Origin of the sequence: Microbacterium paraoxydans, assembly GCF_900105335.1 — a bacterium.
Taxonomy (GTDB): domain Bacteria; phylum Actinomycetota; class Actinomycetes; order Actinomycetales; family Microbacteriaceae; genus Microbacterium; species Microbacterium paraoxydans.
In genome coordinates, this window is sequence record NZ_LT629770.1 from 2,038,529 (window position 1) to 2,060,089 (window position 21,561).

Below are 21,561 nucleotides of genomic sequence, written 5' to 3' on the forward strand. Positions count from 1 at the left end.
CGTGATTGCATGAGGGCATGCACGATCCGGCCGACGGAGGGCCCGCCGCCTGGTACCGGCGGCACCGGTGGTGGGTGGACCCGCTGGGCATGGCCGGTCTCGCGACGGTCATGGCGGCGCTCGGGTTCCACGGCATCTGGGGACCGTTCTCCCTGCTGCCGGAGGACGTCTCGCCGTGGTGGGCGCTGGTTCTCGCGATCCCGGCCTGCGCTCTCGCCCTCGGCAAGCGGCGTCATCCGTGGACGGTGCTCGCGCTCGTCGCCGGGCTCTTCGTCGCCGACCTCCTCACCGTCGGCGGCGTCGGGACGCTCGTGGTGCTGCTGGACGTGCTGTGGACGGCGGCCTTCCTCGCCGGCCCCCGCGGGCGCCGCGTGCTGCTCGTGCTCCTGGGCGTGGCGACCGTCGCCCTCTTCCTCGCCGCCCTGCTCGTCTCGGCGGCGACTCCCGCGGTCGCGGTGCTGTTCGCGGTGCAGTTCGGCGCGATCTTCGGTACGGACTACTGGTGGGCGGTGGCGGTGTCGCAGGCGCACGAGCTGGCCGACCTGCACCGTCAGCGGGCGGAGGACGCCGCAGCGACCGCCGCCCGGGACCGGGCGCAGGCCGTGCAGCGCGAGCGCGAGGCGATGGCGCGCGAACTGCACGACGTGGTGGCCGGGCATGTGATGGCCATGGCGATCCGGGCGGAGGCGGCGCTCGCCGCGCCCCCGACGCGGGCGGACGATCGCGCCGCTCTGCAGGCCGTGCGCGATGCCGGGCTGGACGCGCACGGAGCCCTGCGCACCATGATCGGGGTGCTGCGCCGCGGCGACGGGGCGCTCGCGCCGACCCCGGGATGGGCCGACCTCGCGGGTCTCGCCGCGGAGGCCCGACGCTCGGGCTTGGACGTGCGCCTCGCCGTCGAGGACCCGGGTGCGCTCGGCGGTGGCGGAGAGCAGGCAGTCGTGCGGGTGGTGCGCGAGGCACTGGGTAACTGTGTCCGCCATGCCAACGGTGCCGTGGTCGAGGTGACCATCGGCCCGGTCGACGAGCAGGCCCGCGTCGCGGTGCGCTCGCGGGGCGGCGCGCCGACCGTCACCGCCGGGCACGGCGGCGAGGGGTGGGGGCTGCAGATGCTGCGGGAGCGCATCACCGCCCTCGGCGGGACGTTCCGCGCCGGTGCGGAACCCGACGGCTGGCTGGTCGAGGCGCGACTGCCGGTGGGGGGCCGGTCATGACCGCACCGACCGTGCTGCTCGCCGACGACCACGGCGCGATCAGGGCCGGCCTGCGCATCATGCTGGAGACGCACGACATCACTGTCGTCGGGGAGGCCGCGGATGGCGAGGTGGCCGTGCGCAATGCCGCAGCGCTCCGGCCGGATGTCGTCCTCATGGATCTGCGCATGCCGGGGCGCGACGGGGTCTCGGCCACCCGCGAGATCGTCGAGCGCGGACTGGGGGATGTGCTCGTCCTGACGAGCTTCGACGAGGACGAGCTCGTGCTCGCGGCGATCCGGGCGGGAGCGGTCGGGTTCCTCCTGAAGACCGTCGATGCGCCGACTCTCCTCCAGGCGGTGCGCGCCGTCGCCGTCGGAGACGGGGCGCTGGACCCGCGGGTCACCCGCCGCGCGCTCGCGGCAGTGGCGGCGTCCGCTCCGGAGCCCACGCCGATGACGACGTTCGCGCTGCCGGAGCTGACGCCCCGGGAGCGCGACGTCCTCGACGGGATCCTGCAGGGGTGGTCGAACGCCCAGCTCGCCGCGCGCCTGCGGATCTCCATCCCGACGGTGAAGACGCACGTCTCGAACGTCCTCACCAAGCTCGGCGCGCGCAGCCGGTCGCACGCGGCCGCGCTCGTCCGCGGGGTCGAGGACTGAGTCAGCGCTCGACGGTCGGGACCGCCGGAGCCTTCTCCTCGGCGCGCAGCGGTCGGGCGGCGCCGGAGAACAGACCCGAGAGCACCACGAGCGCGACGAGGACGAAGAGCGTGTTGAGCAGTCCGATGTGCTCGCTGATGACCCCGAGCACCGGCGGGCCGCCGAGGAACGCCACATAGCCGATGGTCGCGGCCGCGCTCACCCGTGCGGCGGCCTTGGCCGGATCGTCCGCCGCGGCCGACATGCCGAGGGGGAAGCCGAGCGACGCGCCGATGCCCCACAGCGCCGCGCCGACGAGGACCAGCGGCAGCGTGGGCGCGAGGATGAACAGGAGGATTCCGGTGGCGGCGGTCGCGGCCAGGATGCGCAGCACCAGCACCCGGCCGAAGCGGTCCACGAGCGGCCCGCCGAAGAGGCGGACCACGGTCATGCCGACGGAGAAGACCGCCAGGGCGACGGCCCCTGTGCCCTCCGCGAAGCCGTGTCCCTGCTCGGTGCCCAGGGCGATCCAGTCGTTGGCGCCGCCCTCCGCGAAGGACATGCCGAGCATGACGGTTCCCAGCAGGTACGTGCGCGGCTCGCGCCAGGCCTCGAGCGCGGTGTGCATCCGCTGACGGAACGGGGGCTTCTCGTGGTCCTCGGGGTCGAGAGCGGCCTCCCGCACGGGCACCTGGAAGAAGCAGACGACGGCGATGACGGCGATGAGGACGCCCATCGACACCGCGTGCGTGCCGACGTCGACCTTGAGGGCAGCGGCGAGGGCGCCGATGCCGGCGCCGAGCACGGTGCCGAAGCTGAAGAACGCATGGAAGACCGGCAGGATGGTGCGGCCCATCTGCTGTTCGATGGCGGTGGCCTCGACGTTCATCATGACGTCGACGCAGCCGTTGCCGAAGCCGAAGAGCACCATGCCGATGAGGACGACAGGCACCGACCCGAAGACGGTTGCGCCGAGGCCGACGAGGGCGATGCCCGTGGCGAACGTGAGCATCGCCAGGAGCATGCCGCGCCGCGCACCGGTCCGCGCCATCACGGCAGGGCTCGTGGAGATGCCGAGGATGGACGCGACGCCCATGCCGAGCAGGATGAGGCCGACCTGCGCGTTGTCGAGGTCGAGCGCCTCCTTGATCCCCGGCACGCGGGACGCCCAGGTCGCAATCGAGAGTCCGCTGGCGAGGAAGATGGCGAAGATCGCGGTGCGCCAGCGCACGAACTGCGAGCGGGTGAGGGCGGTGTCCATGGCGGACAGCCTATCGAATCGATTCGACCTTGCGCGACCGAACCGGGCTATCCTCGGAGTATGACCAGGGAGACGCCGCGCCGGCCCACGATCGCCGATGTGGCTCGCGAGGCGGGGGTCGCCACCTCGACCGCGTCGGTCGTCTTCAGCGGCAAGGCCAAGGTCGCACCCGCCACCCGCGACCGGGTGCTCGCCGCCGCGACCGACCTCGGCTACACGGGGCCCGACCCGCGCGCCGCCTCCCTCCGTCGCGGTCGCAGCGGCATCGTGGCGGTGGTCCTCGAGGGGCACCTGCGCGCGGCATTCCTCGACCCCGTGACGACCGCCATGATGGACGGCCTCACCGACGGCCTGGCCGATCTCAGCGCCGGCATCCTCCTCATGCGCGACGAGCCCGGCGAGGACGGCTCGGCCATCGCGAGCGCCCCCGTCGACGCGGTGGTGCTCATCGGCTGCTCGGGCCGTACCCGCGCGTCTCTCGAGATCGTGCGTGGACGGGGTCTCCCCGTCGTCGTCATCGAGGGGGACGCGGGGCTCGACGTCCCGCGCATCACCCTGGACAACGTCGCCGCCTCCGCCGAGATCGCCCGCCACGTGCGCGACCTCGGACACCGGGACGTCGCGCTCGTCACGCTCTCGCTGGACGCCGAGCGCGAGCGCACCCTCATCACGCCGGAGCGTCTGGCCCACGCCACCGTCGACGTGACGGTCGACCGCCTGGCCGGCATGCGGGAGGTCTTCCCTGACGCTCCGGCGATCTCGGCCTCGGGCAGCCTCATCGACGAGGGCATCCTCGTCGGGCGGATGCTGCTCACCGATGCCGACACCCGCCCGACCGCGGTGCTCGCGCAGAGCGACCTGCTGGCCGTCGGAGTGATCCGCGCCGCGGAGGAGCTCGGACTCCGCGTTCCCGAAGACCTCTCGGTCGCGGGTTTCGACGGCATCCCCCTCGACGGCCTCGGCGATCTCACCCTCACCACGAGCGTGCAGCCGGCGGTGGAGAAGGGCAGGGCGGCGGGAGAGCAGGTCGCCCGGATGCTGCGCGGTGAGCCGGGCGTCACGCAGGACCTGCACTGCGTCTTCCGCGCCGGCACCACGACCGCACCGCCTCCGTCGCGCTGACGGCGCGCACCGGTCAGGAGTGGGCGGGTCCGAGAGGAAGCGTCGCCGGCGCGTAGTCGAGGATGCGATACCGCCCGCACGCGATGACGGCTGTCGGGGCCGCAGCGGTCGGCAGGTTCCACGCCACCGTCTGCGCATCCTCGATGAGGAACGAGACCTCCCCCGCCGCGAAGTCGCGACGATCGACGAGCCACGCGTAACCGCGGAGCTCATGATCGACCTGCACGAGCCGGGCCGGATCGGCCGCGTGCAGCTTGGGGAGCCGGACGGTCCAGAACTGTCCGGCACCGGTGCGCCCTGACGAATCCACCCAGTCCGTCACACAGGCGAGGTCCGCGTCGGGCGCGCTCGCCGCCTGCACGATGCGGGGTACGGACACGGAGCCGCCGGCGAGAAGGGCGATGGCGACGACGGCGGAGACGACCCGCGGCAGCGTGGCTCGCCGCATCCGGACGCGCGGCAGGGTGACGAGGGCGAGGACCGGGGCGAAGGCGAGAGGTTGCAGGTACCGCGCTGCGTAGGTTCCCGCCGCGATGCCGCCGACGAGCACGACGAGCGGGAGTGCCCAGGCGGCGGTGGTCACCAGGCGGTCACCCGCGTCCGACGAGCGGGCCGACCGCACGACCGCGAGGACCATCAGCGCCAGCACGGCCATCGCGCCGAGCACCCCGCCGGGGGAGGGCAGCCGATCGATCGCGAGGTCGGCGTAGTACGCGGCGGAGTGGATCCATTCCGCCGGTTGGATGTAGCCGGCACCGGAGTTCGCGATCCATGCCGAGAAGGGAATGCGACCGAGGAAGCCCAGGATGCTGCCGCCGACCAGCGACACGATCAGCGCGAGACCGCGGCGCCGGATCGCGAGCGTGGTGAGACAGAGGCCGCCCAGAACGAGGGAGAGCGGCACCGTGGCCCAGGCGGCGAACAGCGGATTGCTGAGGGTCGCCACCGCCGCGACCACCCCGAGTCCGAGTGGGAGCGCGACGGTGCCGGCAGGGCGATCGAGGAACCGCCGGCACAGGCCGACGGCCAGTACGACGGCCACGACGGTCGCGGAGTAGTACGTCGTCGTCAGCACCAGCGACGCGAGCTCGAGCGCGTCTCGTGACGGCGAGGACTCCGTGACGATGAGGAGACAGAACACGGCGAGGGCGCCGACCGCCCAGGCGACCGGTGCGCGACCCTCGACGCGCCGCCCGGCGGCGAGACGGATCGCCCCGTAGAGCGCGAGGACGTTGACCACCGCGTTGGCCGCGAGCACGCCGTTCACGTCGAACGGCAGCACGGCGTCGAGGGCCGTGAACACCGCGATCTCGGGGAGGAAGAGCACGCTGGACAGCGCCCAGTAGCCCCCGCCCCCATCCAGGACCGATCGGCCGACGAGGGCCACGATCAGCGAGTCCCCGTCGTCGAACATCAGGACCGAGCGCGGCGAGGAGGCGAGGTGTCCGACGGCGACGAGCGCCAGCGCCAGCGCGGCCGCCCACCCCGCCAGTTCGCGTCCCCAGACCCGCCGCATGCGACCACTCTGACATGCGATCTCGGAGCTCGCGGGGCCGACAGGCGTCTCGGCCCGGTAAACTGGACCGACACCGCCCGCCTGAGCCGCACGGCCGACGAGCCCCGAGGAGCCGCGTATATGCTGATGCTCCTCGCAGTGTTCCTTCTCGGGTCGCTCTTGATGCCCGTTCTGGTGCGCTGGCTGGGAGCTCAGGCTTTCGCCGTCGCCGCCCTCGTCCCGGCTGCCGCATTCGTGCACGCGCTCGTGCTCACGCCGCAGGTGCTCGACGGCCCCGTGCCGTTCGTCTCGGTGCCGTGGATCCCGCAGCTCGGACTGAACCTGTCCATGAACATGGACGTCCTCGGGTGGGTTCTCACGCTCATCGTCACGGGCGTCGGCGCGCTCGTGCTCCTCTACTGCCGCTGGTACTTCCACGACGAGGCCGCCGGCATCGGGCAGTTCGCGGGCGTCCTCCTCGCGTTCGCGGGGGCGATGTACGGCCTCGTCCTCACCGACGACCTCGTGATGCTCGTGATGTTCTGGGAGGCCACGAGCATCCTCTCCTACCTCCTCATCGGTCACTACCGTCGCCGCGCCGCCAGCCGCCGTGCCGCGCTGCAGGCCCTCCTCGTGACCACCCTGGGCGGACTGGTGATGTTCGTCGGCGTCGTGCTGCTCGTCGTCGACACCGGGACGTCGAGCATCCGGGAGATCCTCGCCATCGCGCCGACCGGCCCGATCGTCGATGCGGCGATCGTCATGCTCCTGATCGGCGCCATCAGCAAGTCGGCGCTGTTCCCCTTCCACTTCTGGCTTCCCGGCGCCATGGCGGCCCCGACCCCGGTCAGCGCCTACCTGCACGCCGCGGCCATGGTGAAGGCCGGCATCTACCTCATCGCCCGCTTCGCGCCCATCTTCGCCTTCAGCCCGACGTGGCGGCCGATCGTGCTCACGCTCGGCATCCTCACCATGCTGCTCGGTGGCATCCAGGCGCTGCGGGAGACCGACCTCAAGCGCGTGCTCGCGTTCGGCACCGTGAGCCAGCTCGGCTTCTTCGCGGTGGTCGTCGGCTACGGCACGCAGGCGGCGGCGCTCGCCGGCCTCGCGCTGGTGATCGGGCACGCGCTGTTCAAGTCGGCGCTCTTCCTCATCGTCGGCGTGATCGATCGGCAGCTCTCCACGCGTGACGTGACCGAGCTCTCCGGCGTCGGCCGCCAGGCACCGGTCATGGCCACGGCCGCGTTCATCGCCGTGGCGTCGATGGCCGGAGTGGCTCCGACCATCGGATTCGTGGCGAAGGAGTCGACGCTCACGGCGCTGCTGGACGATGCGCTGGGCGGGTCGGCGTGGGGCCTCGTCGCCCTGATCGGCGTCGCTCTCGGATCCATGCTCACTGCGGCATACGGCGTCCGCTTCCTCTGGGGGGCGTTCTGGACCAAGCGCGATGCCGAAGGACGGCGGCAGCCGGACACGGTCTGGCCCGACCCCCCGGTGGGTTTCCTCTCCGCGCCGATCATCCTCGCCGGAGTGACGCTCGCCGCCGGTATCGGCGCCCCCGCGCTCGACGTCGCCCTCCAGCCGTATGCGCTGACCGCGACGCCGGGACTCGACCACGAGGGGGCAGCCGTCGAGGGACCGGGGCACCTCGCGCTCTGGCACGGCCTCGAGCCCGCCCTCGGCATCTCGATCCTCTCGATCCTGCTCGGCATCGGGCTCTTCCTCCTCACGAGGCGGACCGGGTGGGACCGGCGCCCGCGACTGCTGCCGTTCACGGCCGCCGACGCCTACTACATGGTGATGCGCGGCATCGACCGGCTGTCGGTGCTGAGCACGACGCTCACCCAGCGCGGTTCGCTGCCCGTGTACGTGGGGACGATCTTCGTCGTCTTCGTCGCCGCCGAGGTCACCGCGCTCGTGGCGAGCGACATCGACCGCTATCAGCTCTCGCTGTGGCACACGCCGGCCCAGCTCGCCGTCGCCCCGATCATGGCCGTGGCCGGCGTCGTGGCGGTGCGGGCCCGCAAGCGCTACACCGGCGTCGTGCTCGCCTCGGTCACCGGTCTCGGCATGGTGGTCCTCTTCGCCACCAGCGGCGCACCGGATCTCGCGCTCACCCAGATCCTCGTCGAGACGGTGACGATGGTGACCTTCGCGCTCGTCCTGCGCCGACTGCCGGCACGCATGGGCGAGCACAACGCCTCCGTGAGCCGCATCCCCCGCGCTCTCCTCGGCATCGGCGTCGGCCTCACCATGGCGTTCGTGGCCGTCGTCGCGACCCAGTCCCGCGTGGCCGACCCGATCTCGGCGATCTTCCCGGAGATCGCGTACGAGATCGGCCACGGCAAGAACGTCGTGAACGTGGCACTCGTCGACCTCCGCGGCTGGGACACGATGGGCGAGCTCTCCGTGCTCGTGCTCGCCGCGACCGGTGTCGCCTCACTCGTGTTCGTCACGCACCGCGCCGATCTCCTCGCCGCCACGAAGACGCTGCCACGCTCGGTGCGGAAGTCCGCGCGCAGTCGGCCACTCGTGGAGACCACGGACGGCGTGCGCTTCCAGACCGCGGAGAACCGATCGGCGCCGCGCGCCTGGCTCGTCGGCGGCCAGAAGATGAAGCCGGAGAACCGGTCGATCCTGCTCGAGGTCATCGTCCGCATCCTGTTCCACACGATCATCGTCGTGTCGATCTTCCTGCTCTTCGCCGGGCACAACCTCCCCGGCGGCGGCTTCGCGGGCGGGCTCGTCGCCGGCATGGCGCTCGTCATGCGCTACATCGCGGGAGGGCGCTGGGAGCTGGGCGCCGCGGCGCCGACCGATGCCGGTCGCCTCCTCGGCACGGGCCTGATCCTCGCCGTGGGCACCGCGGTCGTGCCGCTGTTCTTCGGCCTCGCACCGCTCACCAGCACCTTCTGGGAGTGGGAGATCCCCGGCATCGGGCACATGGAGTTCGTCACCTCGACGATCTTCGACATCGGCGTCTACCTCGTCGTGATCGGGCTCGTGCTCGACGTGCTGCGCAGCCTCGGTGCGGAGGTCGACCGGCAGGCGGCGCTCCGCCCCGGCGAGAGCACCGCCGTCGACTTCTCCTCGCGGACCGGGGGGAACGGCTGATGGACGTCTCGCTCGCCCTCATCGCGATCATGGCCGTGCTCTTCGCCTGCGGCGTGTACGCGATGCTGGAGCGCAGCCTCACCCGCGTCCTCATCGGCTTCCTCCTGCTCGGCAATGCCACGAACCTGCTGCTCCTGATCGTGATGGGCGTGCCGGGCAACGCGCCGTTCTTCGGTACCGAGGGCGATCTGAGCGACCCGCTGCCGCAGGCCCTGACGCTCACCGCCATCGTCATCACGTTCGCGGTCTCCGCGTTCCTGCTCGCGCTGATCTACCGGTCGTGGCAGCTCGGCCAGGCGGACACGGTCGAGGACGACGAGGCCGACATCGCGCTGCGCGCGCGCACCGACGAAGACGAAGACCTCATGGACGACGAGTCCGAGACGGACGACGACGACGCCACGACCGACTTCGTGGGCGTGCAGACCGCGCCGATCACCGTCCTGCACATGCGCGACAACCCGGCCATCCACGATGACGCGCCGTATGACGCGCCCTACGTGCCCGAGCCGGAGCCCGAACCCGACGGCGCTGCAGACCGGGACGACGACACGACAGACGGGGAGGGCAGGCCATGACCACGCTCGTCCCGCTCCTCGTCGCCCTGCCGCTCCTCGGTGCGGCGATCACCCTCGTCTTCGGTCGCAACGCGCGCCTGCAGGTGTTCGTCACCGTCGCCACGCTCGCGGTCGTGTCCGTCATCGCGGCCGTGCTGCTCGTCGTCGTCGACGCGGGCTCCCCTCTGGCGGTCTCCGTGGGCGGATGGCCGGTGCCGTTCGGCATCGTCCTCTACGTCGACCGTCTCGCCGCGCTCCTGGTGCTCGTCTCCAGCGTGGTGCTGCTCGCGGTCCTCCTCTTCTCGATCGGTCAGGGTGTGGCCGACGGGGCGGATGAGACCCCGATCTCGATCTTCAACCCCTCGTACCTGATCCTCGCCGCCGGCATCTTCAACGCGTTCATCGCCGGCGACCTGTTCAACCTGTACGTCGGGTTCGAGATCCTCCTCGTGGCCTCCTACGTGCTCATCACCCTGGGCAGCACCGAGTCCCGCATCCGCACCGGTGCCGTCTACATCGTCGTCTCGCTCGTGTCGTCGATCCTGTTCCTCGCGTCGATCGCGATGATCTACGGCGCCCTCGGCACGGTCAACATGGCCCAGATCGCCGAGCGGATGTCGGAGCTCCCGCAGGACACGCAGCTCGTCCTGCACCTCATGCTCGTGGTCGCCTTCGGGATCAAGGCCGCGATCTTCCCCGTGTCGTTCTGGCTGCCCGACTCCTATCCGACGGCCCCCGCGCCGGTCACCGCCGTGTTCGCCGGCCTGCTGACCAAGGTCGGCGTGTACGCGCTGATCCGGACGGAGACCCAGCTCTTCGCCTCGAACAGCATCGACACGCTGCTGCTCATCATCGCGCTGGCGACGATGATCGTCGGTGTCCTCGGCGCCGTCGCGCAGGCCGAGCTCAAGCGGATCCTGTCGTTCACGCTCGTCAGCCACGTCGGCTACATGATCTTCGGTCTCGCGATCGCGACCCCGGCGGCGATCGGCGCGACCGTGTACTACATCGTCCACCACATCGTCGTGCAGACCACCCTGTTCCTCGCGGTGGGGCTCATCGAACGCCGGGCCGGCAGCACCTCCATCCTCCGGGTCAAGGGCCTGCTGAAGATCGCCCCCGTCATCGCCCTGCTGTACTTCATCCCCGCGATCAACCTCGGTGGTCTGCCTCCGTTCTCCGGGTTCATCGGCAAGTTCGCCCTGTTCGAGGCGGCGGCCTCCGTGGGCACTCCGCTCATGATCGTGCTCATCTTCGGCGGCATCATCACGTCGCTGCTCACCCTCTACGCGCTCATGAGGGCCTGGAACCTCGCGTTCTGGCGTGAGGAGGAGGACTCGACCGAGACCGAGGGGCGCATCTCGTACCTCACCGGAGCCCCCGCTGCGGATGAGCAGCAGGAGCGCCGGCACATCCCGAGGATCATGACCGTGGCCACCGCCGGGATGGTCACCGTGACGGTGGCCCTGACGATCTTCGCCGGACCGCTGTACGCTCTGTGCGACCGTATCGGGGCGGGCCTGCTGCAGCCGGTCAACCTCGTCCAGCTGGAAGACGAGGTGGAGGGATGAGCCCCGAGACCAAGAGCGTCTGGCGGGACATCGGCATGCAGCTGCCGTTCCTCGCCTGGCTGATCGTGCTGTGGATGCTGCTGTGGGCCCAGTTCACCGTGCTGTCCTTCCTCACGGGACTCGTGGTGGCCATCTTCGTGACGCGGGTGTTCCGCCTGCCCACGGTCGAGCTCTCCGGGCGCATCAACCTCTGGTACGGCGCGCTGTTCGTCGTGCAGTTCCTCTTCGCGATCCTCCGTGGCGCGCTCTCGGTGACCGTGCAGGTGTTCGACTTCCGCCGGCAGCCCGGCACCGCCATCATCGCGGTGCCGCTTCGCTATGCCGACGACCTCGTCATGACGCACGTCGCCGTGGTGTCGTCGCTCATCCCGGGCTCCCTGGTGGTCGAGGCCGATCGCGACCGCGGGATCCTCTACCTGCACGTGATCGGCGTGCGCAACCGGGAGGATGTCGAGAAGCAGCGGCAGGGCGTGCTCGGCTGGGAGAAGCGCATCGTCCGGGCGCTCGGCAATCCGACCCAGTACCGGGCGCTCAAGGCCGACGAGCGTGCCGGCCGCATCGACCCCGCGACGATCGGCGGTGCCCGATGAACACCCTGCTCCTCATCATCCTCGCCGTGTTCGGTGTGGCCGCGATCCTCGCCGTCATCCGCATCGTCCGCGGTCCGTCGATCCTCGACCGTGCCGTCGCCGCCGACGTGCTGCTGACCGAGGTCATGTGCGTGCTCGGCGCCGAGATGGCCATCAACGGCCACACCCGCAACATCCCCGTGCTCCTCATCATCGCGGCGGTCGGTGTGTTCGGATCGATCGCGGTCGCCCGGTTCGTCGCGAGAAGGGACAACACGACACCATGAACGTGTTCGGTCTGATGATCCCTGACGCCGTCGTCGACGTGGCGGTGCTCGTGCTCATCCTGCTCGGGGCGATCCTCTGCCTCTCCGCCTCCGTGGGGCTCCTGCATTTCCGCGACGTGCCCACGCGACTGCACGCCGCGACGAAACCGCAGGTGCTCGGACTGCTGTTGATCTGTGTCGCGATCGCCCTGTCGCAGCGGTCCGTCGGCGGTGTGCTGTTCGGCCTCGTGCTCGTCGCCCCCGTGGTGCTCATGCAATTCGCGACCGCGCCTCTGTCCGCGCACATGGTCGGTCGCCAGGCCTACCGCAACGGCACGATCGAGCAGCGGGGTCTCGTCGTCGACGAGCTCGCCGAGTCGAAGCAGACCCCTCCCGCCGCCGGCTGACCCTTTCGAATCGCGCACTGTGCTCCATTTCGGCCGCCGATGCCGCACAGTGAGCGATTCGAAGGGTCAGGTGCGGGCGGCGAAGGCCTCGATGAGGCGGGCGGCGGGCTCGGAGTCGCTGATGAGGGTGCCGTGGCCGTGGTCGGGGATGACGGCCAGCTCCGCGCCGGGGATCGCATCCAGGATCACCTGGCACCAGCTCATCGGGGCCAGCGGGTCGTCCTCGCCGCGCAGCACCAGGACCGGGCAGGCGATGCGGACGAAGGCCTTCTCCGGCTTGTGGACGATGGTCGCCCGCATCTTGCGGATCAGGTGCGGGCCGCCGCGGAGGTACTCGCGGGCGCCGCGCCAGATCACGAGCGGCCGTTCGCCCAGGAGGTCCTGGAGCAGGTATCGGGCCTGCGCGCCGACGTTCCTGGCCGCCTTGTCGACGGTGGGTCCCGCCAGCACGACGCCGGCGACGAGCTCGGGATGCCGGGCGGCGAGCTCCGCGGCGATCTGACTCCCCATCGAGTGCCCGATCACCACGACCGGATCCGCGTCGACGTGACGGAGGTACGCGGCCACGAGGTCGGCGTGCCGCTGCATGGTCAGCGTGCGCGTCGGCTCGGGGGCCTCACCGAAGCCCGGGAGGTCGAGCGCGATCACCCGCCCCTGCAGCCGCTGGGTGAGGTCGAGGTAGACGCTGCGGCCCATGCCGATGCCGTGCAACAGGAGGTAGGTGGGCGGTCCGTCGCCGAAGGTCTCGGCGATCAGGGTCGCTCCTGCGTGCTCGAACTCGAGGAGGGTGGCCGGCGTCCCCTTCGGGGCGAGGTAGCTGGTGGGCACCTGTCCACGCTAGCCGAGCACCCTCCACGCGCCTCTCAGCCGGCGGGGGTGAGCGTCAGGGTGTCGACCGTGGCCGCCTTCACGGCCTTCGGAGTGAACGCCCATGGCCGCTGCACTCCCGTGGACCAGTCCTTCGTCTGATCGACGTAGTGCTCGTGGAACGCGTGGCCGGAGGCGCCCGTGAGGTGGATCCAGGTCGAGTCGTCGAAGTCCGCGAGGTCGACGACCATCCGCATGGACGGGACGGTGGTGGTGGCGTACGAGACGCCGAGCTGCCACCCGGTCGCATCGACCACGGAAGCCCCGCCCCCGACCGGATACGGGCCACGGTTGAACAGGGCCTCGATCGGCGCGATGCCGGACGACCCGAAGGTGTCGCTGGTGAGTGTCAGGGCGTGCAGGTCGCCCCAGTTCCATCGGGCGACATCCGTGCCCTGGATCCCGGACAGCTCGTCGTACGCCTCTTCAGCCGACAGCGCGAGCATCGCGTCTCGCCCCTCGACGTCGAGACGCGGGTTGCTCCACAGCGGGTCCTCGGGGTCATCGAGCATCGCTCCGACGACGGTGAACAGGCGGCCCTGGCCGTCGATGGGCAGGGGCTGCTCGCGCTCCGCGAAGATGTTCTGCACCAGGTTCGACCACAGCACGTTCGCGTACGCGGCTCCGGCCGAGGAGGCGCTGTTCTGCGCATCCCAGCCGCGGAGCAGCTCGACGGCCTGCTGCGGTCCCTCGCCCTCGACCTCGATGTCCCCCATCGCGGCGGCGAGCTGCTTGCCGATCCACATCTCGCCGTCCATCTGGATGTCGCGCATGTCCTGCGCAGTCAGCGGGCCGGCGGCGGCGCGTCGTTCGATGAGGTGGGCGATGCGGGCGGCGCGGTAGCCCTGGTCCCAGTCCCGGGAGAGGAAGTGCTCGTAGTCGTCGGTGACGATGGCGTTGTTGGCGGTGACGATGTACCCCGAGCTCGGGTTGTACGACACGGGCAGCTCCTCGAACGGGATGTAGCCGGTCCAGTCGTAGCTGCTGTCCCAGCCGGGCTGCGGCATCCAGCCGTCGCCGGCTCCGCGGATCGGGAGGCGGCCGGGGGTCTGGTAGCCGATGTTGCCGTCGACGTCGGCGTAGATGAGGTTCTGCGCCGGCACGTCGAACAGGGAGGCCGCGCGGCGGAAGTCCTCGAAGTCCTGGGCGGTCGACAGCGCGAAGATCGCCGTCGCGGTCGTGCCCGGGTCGAGCGCCGTCCACCGCAGGCTCACGGCGTACTCGGCGGCATCGGAGCCCGGGACGGCGGGGACGCTGCCCCCGGCGGTGAGCCCAGGCGTCGGATCGTCCGCGATCGCCGTGAAGTCGCCCGTGAGGCCGGAGATGATCGGTCCGTGCACGGTGGACCGGATGGTGAGCTCGATGTCGTCCCCGCCGGCGACCTCGATGGTCTCGGTGCTCTCCTCCAGCGGCACGAGCTCGCCGTCCCGCCAGTAGGAGTCGCCCTCGATGCGCTCGACATACAGGTCGGTGACATCGGTGGTGAGGTTGGTGAAGCCCCACGCCACGCGCTGATTGTGGCCGATGACGATGCCGGGCAGGCCGGAGAACGAGAAACCGCCCACGTCGAACGGGCAGTCCTCGTCCACCGTCGAGCACTTGAGCTGCACCTGGTACCAGACCGACGGGAGCGAGGCGCCGAGGTGCGGGTCGTTGGCGAGCAGCGGCATGCCGGATTCGGTGAGGTCACCGGAGACCACCCAGGAGTTGGAGCCGATGCCCTCGCCGACATCGCCCACGAGCACGCTCGCCGCTTCGATGACGGAGGCCGTCTCCTTCCACTCCACCGTGGTGAGCGCCTGCTGCGCCTCGCCGTCGCCCTCGGACACCGTGAACGCCGCGGGCTCGGCGCCGGTCTCCAGCGGCGGGACGGTGGAGATGGTGGGCACGATCACCGGGTTCCGGTCGAAGGGGTAGTCCGGGTAGAGCGTGCCGAGGAGCCCGTCCACGTCGGCGTCCGGGTCGTCGGCGAGCTGCCCCGCGAGCAGTGCGCGCTCGGTCTCGTCTTCGACGTTGGTGCGGAGATCCCAGGCCATCGCCTTCAGCCACGCCACCGAGTCCGCCGGCTCCCACGGCTCCGGCTCGTAGTCGGGGTTCTGCAGCCCGAGGACGGCGTACTCGAGCGACAGCTCCGCGCCCGAACGGGAGGACAGGTAGGCGTTGACGCCGTCCGCGTAGGCCTCGTAGTAGCCGCGGGTGACGTCGTCCATCGCCTCCACCTCGGCCTCGGCGGTGGTGCGCCAGCCCAGCGTGCGCAGGAATGCGTCGGTACCGGCCTGGGAGGCGCCGAACAGCTCGGCGACTCGGCCGGAGGTGACGTGTCGGCGGAAGTCCATCTCGAAGAACCGGTCCTGCGCGTGCACGAAACCTTCGGCGAAGAAGAGGTCGTCCGAGGAGTCGGCGGTGATCGTGGGCACGCCGCTGGCGTCGCGCTGCACGGTGACGTCCGCCTTCAGCCCTGCGAGCGCGGTCGACCCGGAGGTCTGCGGGAAGGAGCGCTGGATGGTCCAGGTCACGAAGAACGCGCCTGCGACGGCCACCACCACCAGCGCGGCGATCACGACGAACGCGATGCGTCCGATGCGGGCGGCCAGAGAAGGACGCGGGGAAACAGCGGACGCCGTCGAATCGGTCATCATCGTCGAGAACTCTTTCGGGTAGCCAGGTGGGACTCAGTCCCACCGAGCCCCAGTACGCGTTTCACGGGTACGCGCTCTCGCATCATAGCCGCCCCGCGCTCGCCGCGGGACGGTCCGCGGCGAGCGGGAGGGCTCAGCCGATGAGGCTGGGCTGCAGATCGCGGAGCGTCCGGCGATGCGTCATGCGGGTCACCCCGATCATCGCCAGCAGCAGCGCTCCGACGAGCCAGGCGCCGAGCACCGCCAGGTCCCAGCCCGCGCGGGCGTAGTCGCCGCCGTACATGAGTTGTCGCATGGCGTCGACGACGTAGCCGAGGGGTAGCACATGGTGCAGCGCGGCCAGTGGGGCGGGCAGCGTCTGCCAGGGGAACGTGCCGCCCGCTGTGACGAGCTGCAGCACCATGAGCACGAGGCCGAGGAACTGCCCCACGGAGCCGAGCCAGACGTTGAGGGCGAGGATGATCGCGGCGAACGTGGCCGAGGCGAACATCATCACCCCGAGCGTGCCGAGCGGATGGTCGAACGTGAAACCGAGCGTCAGCGCCAGGATGCCCATCAACCCGAGCATCTGCACGGCACCGAGCATCGCCGGGGTCAGCCAGCCCGCCAGCGTGATCCGGATCGGGGAGTGCAGCGCCGTGACGGCGCGACGGGAGATCGGCTTCACGATGAGGAACAGCGCGTAGATGCCGATCCACGCGGAGAGGGCGGCGAAGAAGGGGGCGAGGCCCGCGCCGTAGTCCTCGGCGGAGGCGACTTTGTCGCTGGACACCTTCACCGGGTCCGCGATCGTGTCGGCTTGCAGGGAGCGCAGGCCGGGGGTGGAGGCGGGGATCGCCTGCACGCCGTCGGCGAGCCCGTCCCGCAGCTCCGCGGTACCGGAGGACAGCGTCTGCAGGCCGTCGCGCAGTTGGGCGGCGCCTGAGTTCGCCGCGGCCGCTCCCGTCGCGAGGGTGCCGGCGCCGCCGGCGAGCTCGCTCGCCCCCGATGCCACGGACGCAGACCCGGCGGCGAGCTGGTCGACCTTCCCGACGGCGTCCTGCACCTGGGCGTTGCCCTCCTCGATCCGGGCGCCGAGAGGGTCCAGGCGGGCGAGCACCGCATCGATCTCCTCGGGTGCGAGTCCCTGCTCGGTGAGGACGTCGGTGATGTCCGCGCGCACCTGCGGCAGCGCATTCGTCGCCTCCTGCACCGCGGCTCCGGCCCGATCGGCGACGTCGGCGAGTTGGCGGTTGCCCGCGCTCACCTGCTGGGCACCGTCGGCGAGCGTCTTGGCGCCGGAGGCGAGTTGTGCCGAGCCATCGGCGAGCTTCGCGGTGCCCTCGGCGAGCGTCGTGCTCCCGGAGGCGGCGCTGCGTGCGCCGTCGACGAGCTGTGTGGCGCCGTCGGTCGCGGAGATCAGGTTGTCGCGCACGTCGCTGAGGCCCGTCAGCAGTCGCTCCGCGGCCTCGCTGCCGACCATCTCGGCGACGGAGCTGCGGATCTTCTCGACGGCCTGCGATCCCATCGACGAGGCGAGGTAGTTGTTCGCGTCGTTGGTCTCCAGCTCGATTCGGGCTTGATGCGGATCGTCGCCTGCGGCGGAGGTGAGGGCGGCGGAGAAGTCCGAGGGGATCGTCACGGTGAAATCGACCTCGCCGTGGCGCAGCGCATCGGCGGCCTCGTCCTCGGTCATACGCTGCCAGTCGAAGGCGTTCCCCTCGATGAGGTTCTCCGCCACGTCCTCGCCGTAGTTGACGGTCTCATCGGTCGCCGCTTCCGTGCCGGTCGTCGGGGCGGGAGCGCCCTCGTCGTCGACCACCAGGGCCACGGGGACCTCGGAGAATTTCGCGTACGGATCCTGGTTCGCCCAGAGGTAGAGGCCGCCGTAGAGGATCGGCACGCAGATGAGGGCCACGAGGGCGAGGATGCCCATCCGGCTCGCGGTCAGGCGGCGGAGCTCGGCGGCGATCATGGCGGGAACCTTCATCGCGCTTCTCCTTCCTCGTCGGTCGTGGGTTCGTCGTCGGTCGTGGGGTCGTCTTCGGTCGTGGGGTCGTCTTCGGTCGTGGGTTCGTCTTCGGTCGCTGGTTCGTCCGGCGCGGGTTCGCTCTCCTCGGGATCGTCGGTCGCTTCCGGACGCTCGAGCACCAGAGGCTCGATCGGTCCGGACGCGTTGATCGCATCGAACTCGTGCATGCGCTCGAGGGCGACGGCGGCGGAACCGCCGACGATCACGAGCATCGCGTACCCGCGGTCCGCGAACTCGGCCGCGATGCGCCACCATCCGTCCGGGCTGCCGCCGTGACGATCCGGGGCGACGAGCACGATGCCCTCGACGCCCTCGCGGAGCACGGCGAGCTCGCACAGGATGCGCACGCGGGCGGCCGGGTCGACCGAGCCGATGGGGACGGAGGCGAGCTCCTGGTATCCGACCCGCCCGAGCCAGCGGCGAGCGTGAAGCGGGGTCGCGCCACGTCCGGCGAACATCAGCTCCTCGCCGACCACCCCGGCGAGGGTGATGTCCGGGTGCGGATCGCTGACGTCCGGGGCGTCCACGAGGGCGACGCGGCGGCGCAGCTCCTTCGGACTCGCCGCCGCATCGATCGTGACGCGGCCCGTGTCCGGACGCATCCGCCCGCTCGCGATGAGGCCGAGCACGGTCGGCCGCTGCTCGGTCTCCGCGAGCGCGTAGCGGACGGCGCCGGAGTGGAACTCGAGACTCATGGACGGAAGCGCCTGGCCGGCGCGGCCCTTGCTGACGCCGTTCAGTGTGATCCTCATGCGCGGACCTCCTCATGGTCGGCGGCGATGTCCGGATGGGCGCTCAGCAGTTCGTCCGCCTCGCGCCAGGAGAGTCCGGCGATGCTGAGCACGGCCCGGACCGCGAGGTCCTCGGCGCCGCTGCTCTGCACGTCGGTGCGGGAGACGACGGTGCGCGCCATCTCCTCGATCAGTCGGGCGAGCGTGGGGCCGGCGAGGTCCGTCCGGAAGCTGCCGTCCTGCTGCCCCCTTCGCACGAGGGCGGCGACACTCCGGCGCAGCGGCGCCAGGGCGGCGGCGGTGTGCTCCACGTGCGCCTCGTCGAGGGCGAGCGCGGCGGCGACCTGGATGTGCGCCGCCTCCTCCCAGAGCCGGGCGGCCAGTCGGGCCAGGGCGAGGCGGGCGTCCGGCTCGTCGATGGAGGCCGCGATGGCGTTGAAGCGCTGGGCGCCGGTGGAGACGAGCTCCCGGATCAGGGCGTCCCGATCCTCGAAGTGCCCGTAGAGGGTGCGGCGGGACAGGCCCGCGGCCCTGGCTATCGCGTCGAGGGAGGCGTGCGGGTCGGTGGCGAGGGCGCTGCGGGCGGCGGACAGGATGCCGGCGCGGTTCTCCGCGGCGTCGCGACGAAGGGCGCGAGTGGTCATCCGTCCATGGTAATAACATGCACAGAGCTGTGCAAGATAATTCAGCAACCTCGCAGTGTGCTGCTCCCGCGGCCGGCCGTCGGGTCTCCTCAGGGGTGCACCGTGGTATGTTACGCGTCGCGCTTCGGCGCATTCTCAGAGGAGAGACCGGTCCGGACCGGGACTCCGGCGGGATCGGTCCTGGAACGGCGGGGGGACGCCATGATCGAGAAGAAGAACGACGTGCATGCCGGGAGCGGGGCACCGGCGGGGGATCGGCACGGTGGTCTGCAGGGCAGGCTGACCGATGCGATCGTCTCGGGCGCGCTCGCTCCGGGGACACGGGTGGACGAGCGCGGGCTCGCGGCCGCCTTCGGTGCCGGGCCGGCAGAGGTCCTCCGGGCCCTGGACGGCCTCGCCGCCGCCGGCCTCATCGCGGTGCGCCGCGACGGCACACGGTGGGTGACCGCGCTCGATGGCGACCGGGCGCGCGATGTGGTGGCTCTGTTCGGCGACGTCTGGATCGGCTCGGTCCGGCGCACGATGGCGCTGCTCCGCACCGACGACCTCGCGTATCTCGACGAGCTCGTCGACGATGTGGCGCTGGCGGTGCGGTGGCGGGACGGCTCGGCCTTCGGCAGCGGCCTGCGCGCTCTCGCCGTCGCATTCGCCCGGATCGAGGGCAACACGGAGCGGGCTGAGCTCGTCGGGAGTCTCGGGACGCTTCTCGAGTGCGTCGCCCGTCGTGCCGGGAGCGTCTTCGACTGGTCGGATGTGCGTACGTCGGTCGCCCGGATCGCCGTGGTGCTCGCCGAACGCGACGCCACGGCGATGCGCACCGCCCTCATGGACCTGTTCGACGATGTGCTGCCGGGAATCGTGGACCGTGCGGTGACGCCGGCTCTCCCGCTCGCCGCGGCGTCCTGATCGCCGGACGCGCGCCCCGGTGACCCCGGCGCCCGTCCCGTGTGCTCAGTCGGTGCCGGAGTCGAAGGCCGCGCGCTCGGAAGCGGTGTCGACGGCGTCCGCGAGGTTCTCGTCGGCCTCCGAGATCGAGCCGTGCACGGACTCGGTGATCTCGGCGGACTCGCCGGCGGTGACCCGGCCGACGAGCTCGCCCGTCGCGCCGCCGACGAGGCCGAGGCCCGCGTACTGCTCCAGGCGCGCACGGGAGTCGGCGATGTCGAGGTTGCGCATCGTGAGCTGGCCGATCCGGTCCACGGGGCCGAAGGCGGCGTCGCCGACGCGCTCCATCGACAGCTTCTCCGGCCCGTAGGACAGGTTCGGGGAGACCGTGTCGAGGATCGTCCAGTCGTCGCCGCGGCGCAGGCGGATCGTCACGGTGCCCGAGATCGTCGAGCCGACCCAGCGCTGGATGGACTCGCGGAGCATGAGCGACTGCGGCTCGAGCCAGCGGCCCTCGTACATGAGGCGGCCGAGGCGGCGACCCTGCTCGTGGTACGTCGCGAGGGTGTCCTCGTTGAGGATGCCGTTGACGAGGCGCTCGTACGCGATGAAGAGCAGCGCCATGGCCGGGGCCTCGTAGATACCGCGCGACTTCGCCTCGATGATGCGGTTCTCGATCTGGTCGCTCATGCCGAGGCCGTGGCGCCCGCCGATCGCGTTCGCCTCCTGCACCAGGGCCACCGGGTCGCTGAACTCGACGCCGTTGATCGCGACCGGACGGCCGCCCTCGAACGTCACCGACACGTCCTCGGTCTCGATGGCGACGGACGGGTCCCAGAACTTCACGCCCATGATCGGGTCGACGGTCTCCAGCGAGACGTCGAGGTGCTCGAGCGTCTTCGCCTCGTGGGTCGCGCCCCAGATGTTCGCGTCCGTCGAGTAGGCCTTCTCGGCCGAGTCGCGGTAGGGGAAGCCGTGTGCGACGAGCCACTCGCTCATCTCCTGCCGACCGCCGAGCTCGGTGACGAAGTCCGCGTCGAGCCAGGGCTTGTAGATGCGCAGGCGGGGGTTGGCGAGCAGACCGTAGCGGTAGAACCGCTCGATGTCGTTGCCTTTGTAGGTCGAGCCGTCGCCCCAGATGTCGACGCCGTCCTCGCGCATCGCGCGCACGAGCAGCGTGCCGGTGACCGCGCGGCCCAGGGGCGTGGTGTTGAAGTAGGTCTTGCCGCCGGAGCGGATGTGGAAGGCACCGCAGGAGAGTGCGACGAAGCCCTCCTCGACCAGCGCCGTCTTGCAGTCGATGAGGCGCGAGGCCTCGGCGCCGTACTCCAGCGCGCGTCCGGGGATCGAGGCGATGTCGTCCTCGTCGTACTGCCCCAGGTCGCCGGTGTAGGTGAAGGGCACAGCGCCCTTGTCGCGCATCCAGGCGACGGCGACGGAGGTGTCGAGTCCTCCGGAGAAGGCGATGCCGACGCGCTCGCCGACGGGCAGGGACTGGAGGACCTTGGACATGGCTCCCAGTCTATCGGCGCGCGACCCACCCCCTTTCGTGTGTTCCGGCCCTTTTCGCACGCACGCAGGGGGGTGG

General features: G+C 71.0%; 18 protein-coding genes. 10 read left to right on the plus strand and 8 right to left on the minus strand.

All coding sequences use genetic code 11. The features are described from left to right. Positions 1–17: 17 nt before the first annotated feature. Both BLU02_RS10200 and BLU02_RS10205 read left to right on the plus strand, forming a co-directional pair. A complete protein-coding gene (locus tag BLU02_RS10200) occupies positions 18–1,214 on the plus strand; it encodes a sensor histidine kinase (protein ID WP_083370961.1) in 1,197 nt (398 codons plus the stop codon). Next, on the plus strand, positions 1,211–1,855 hold the full coding sequence (locus BLU02_RS10205) for a response regulator (RefSeq protein WP_060922031.1): 645 nt from the start codon (positions 1,211–1,213) through the stop codon (positions 1,853–1,855). The genes BLU02_RS10200 and BLU02_RS10205 overlap by 4 nt, the downstream gene beginning before the upstream one ends. Before the next feature lies 1 nt (position 1,856). On the opposite strand, the gene BLU02_RS10210 is transcribed toward BLU02_RS10205, so the two are convergent. Further along, positions 1,857–3,095: an MFS transporter gene (locus BLU02_RS10210; protein WP_060922030.1), complete on the minus strand. Its 1,239-nt coding sequence runs from the start codon at positions 3,093–3,095 to the stop codon at positions 1,857–1,859. A 60-nt stretch (positions 3,096–3,155) separates the two neighbouring features. Here BLU02_RS10210 and BLU02_RS10215 point away from each other — a divergent pair, with 60 nt between their 5' ends. Next, positions 3,156–4,217: a LacI family DNA-binding transcriptional regulator gene (locus tag BLU02_RS10215; RefSeq protein ID WP_060922029.1), complete on the plus strand. Its 1,062-nt coding sequence runs from the start codon at positions 3,156–3,158 to the stop codon at positions 4,215–4,217. Between the two features lie 13 nt (positions 4,218–4,230). Here the strand turns inward: BLU02_RS10215 and BLU02_RS10220 are convergent, their stop codons facing one another. Beyond that, the gene (locus BLU02_RS10220; protein ID WP_060922028.1) at positions 4,231–5,733 is read right to left on the minus strand and encodes a hypothetical protein; all 1,503 of its coding nucleotides are present in this window, start codon (positions 5,731–5,733) and stop codon (positions 4,231–4,233) included. Positions 5,734–5,853: 120 nt separating this feature from the next. On the opposite strand from BLU02_RS10220, the gene BLU02_RS10225 reads away from it, so the two are divergent. The 6 genes from BLU02_RS10225 to mnhG are packed head-to-tail and all read left to right on the plus strand — an operon-like array spanning position 5,854 to position 12,196. After that, positions 5,854–8,826, plus strand: a complete 2,973-nt coding sequence (locus tag BLU02_RS10225) for a Na+/H+ antiporter subunit A (protein WP_060922027.1) — start codon at positions 5,854–5,856, stop codon at positions 8,824–8,826. Next, positions 8,826–9,404 (plus strand): Na(+)/H(+) antiporter subunit C, encoded by a 579-nt coding sequence (locus tag BLU02_RS10230; RefSeq protein WP_060922026.1) that lies wholly within the window; start codon positions 8,826–8,828, stop codon positions 9,402–9,404. The genes BLU02_RS10225 and BLU02_RS10230 overlap by 1 nt, the downstream gene beginning before the upstream one ends. After that, entirely contained in the window at positions 9,401–10,954 is a 1,554-nt protein-coding gene (locus BLU02_RS10235) for a Na+/H+ antiporter subunit D (RefSeq protein ID WP_060922025.1), read from the plus strand. The genes BLU02_RS10230 and BLU02_RS10235 overlap by 4 nt, the downstream gene beginning before the upstream one ends. Next, positions 10,951–11,544 carry a Na+/H+ antiporter subunit E gene (locus BLU02_RS10240; RefSeq protein WP_060922024.1) on the plus strand — a complete coding sequence of 198 codons (594 nt, stop codon included), beginning with the start codon at positions 10,951–10,953 and terminating at the stop codon, positions 11,542–11,544. Before BLU02_RS10235 ends, BLU02_RS10240 begins: the two co-directional genes overlap by 4 nt. Continuing rightward, the gene (locus tag BLU02_RS10245; protein WP_025105196.1) at positions 11,541–11,810 is read left to right on the plus strand and encodes an MrpF/PhaF family protein; all 270 of its coding nucleotides are present in this window, start codon (positions 11,541–11,543) and stop codon (positions 11,808–11,810) included. The genes BLU02_RS10240 and BLU02_RS10245 overlap by 4 nt, the downstream gene beginning before the upstream one ends. Then, the gene (gene mnhG / locus BLU02_RS10250; RefSeq protein WP_025105197.1) at positions 11,807–12,196 is read left to right on the plus strand and encodes a monovalent cation/H(+) antiporter subunit G; all 390 of its coding nucleotides are present in this window, start codon (positions 11,807–11,809) and stop codon (positions 12,194–12,196) included. The genes BLU02_RS10245 and mnhG overlap by 4 nt, the downstream gene beginning before the upstream one ends. Before the next feature lie 66 nt (positions 12,197–12,262). Here the strand turns inward: mnhG and BLU02_RS10255 are convergent, their stop codons facing one another. From BLU02_RS10255 to BLU02_RS10275, 5 genes are all read right to left on the minus strand, one after another. Continuing rightward, on the minus strand, positions 12,263–13,024 hold the full coding sequence (locus BLU02_RS10255) for an alpha/beta fold hydrolase (RefSeq protein ID WP_060922023.1): 762 nt from the start codon (positions 13,022–13,024) through the stop codon (positions 12,263–12,265). Positions 13,025–13,059: 35 nt separating this feature from the next. Continuing rightward, positions 13,060–15,702: a penicillin acylase family protein gene (locus BLU02_RS10260; protein WP_082750038.1), complete on the minus strand. Its 2,643-nt coding sequence runs from the start codon at positions 15,700–15,702 to the stop codon at positions 13,060–13,062. A gap of 133 nt (positions 15,703–15,835) precedes the next feature. Next, positions 15,836–17,671 (minus strand): YhgE/Pip family protein, encoded by a 1,836-nt coding sequence (locus BLU02_RS10265; protein WP_060922022.1) that lies wholly within the window; start codon positions 17,669–17,671, stop codon positions 15,836–15,838. Continuing rightward, positions 17,668–18,465: a hypothetical protein gene (locus tag BLU02_RS10270; protein WP_174521426.1), complete on the minus strand. Its 798-nt coding sequence runs from the start codon at positions 18,463–18,465 to the stop codon at positions 17,668–17,670. Before BLU02_RS10270 ends, BLU02_RS10265 begins: the two co-directional genes overlap by 4 nt. Beyond that, positions 18,462–19,088: a TetR/AcrR family transcriptional regulator gene (locus tag BLU02_RS10275; RefSeq protein WP_060922021.1), complete on the minus strand. Its 627-nt coding sequence runs from the start codon at positions 19,086–19,088 to the stop codon at positions 18,462–18,464. Before BLU02_RS10275 ends, BLU02_RS10270 begins: the two co-directional genes overlap by 4 nt. 201 nt (positions 19,089–19,289) lie before the next feature. On the opposite strand from BLU02_RS10275, the gene BLU02_RS10280 reads away from it, so the two are divergent. Continuing rightward, the gene (locus BLU02_RS10280; RefSeq protein WP_060922020.1) at positions 19,290–19,994 is read left to right on the plus strand and encodes a GntR family transcriptional regulator; all 705 of its coding nucleotides are present in this window, start codon (positions 19,290–19,292) and stop codon (positions 19,992–19,994) included. 45 nt (positions 19,995–20,039) lie between these two features. Here BLU02_RS10280 and argG read toward each other — a convergent pair whose 3' ends face one another. Next, entirely contained in the window at positions 20,040–21,485 is a 1,446-nt protein-coding gene (gene argG / locus BLU02_RS10285) for an argininosuccinate synthase (protein WP_025105204.1), read from the minus strand. Positions 21,486–21,561: the final 76 nt, after the last annotated feature.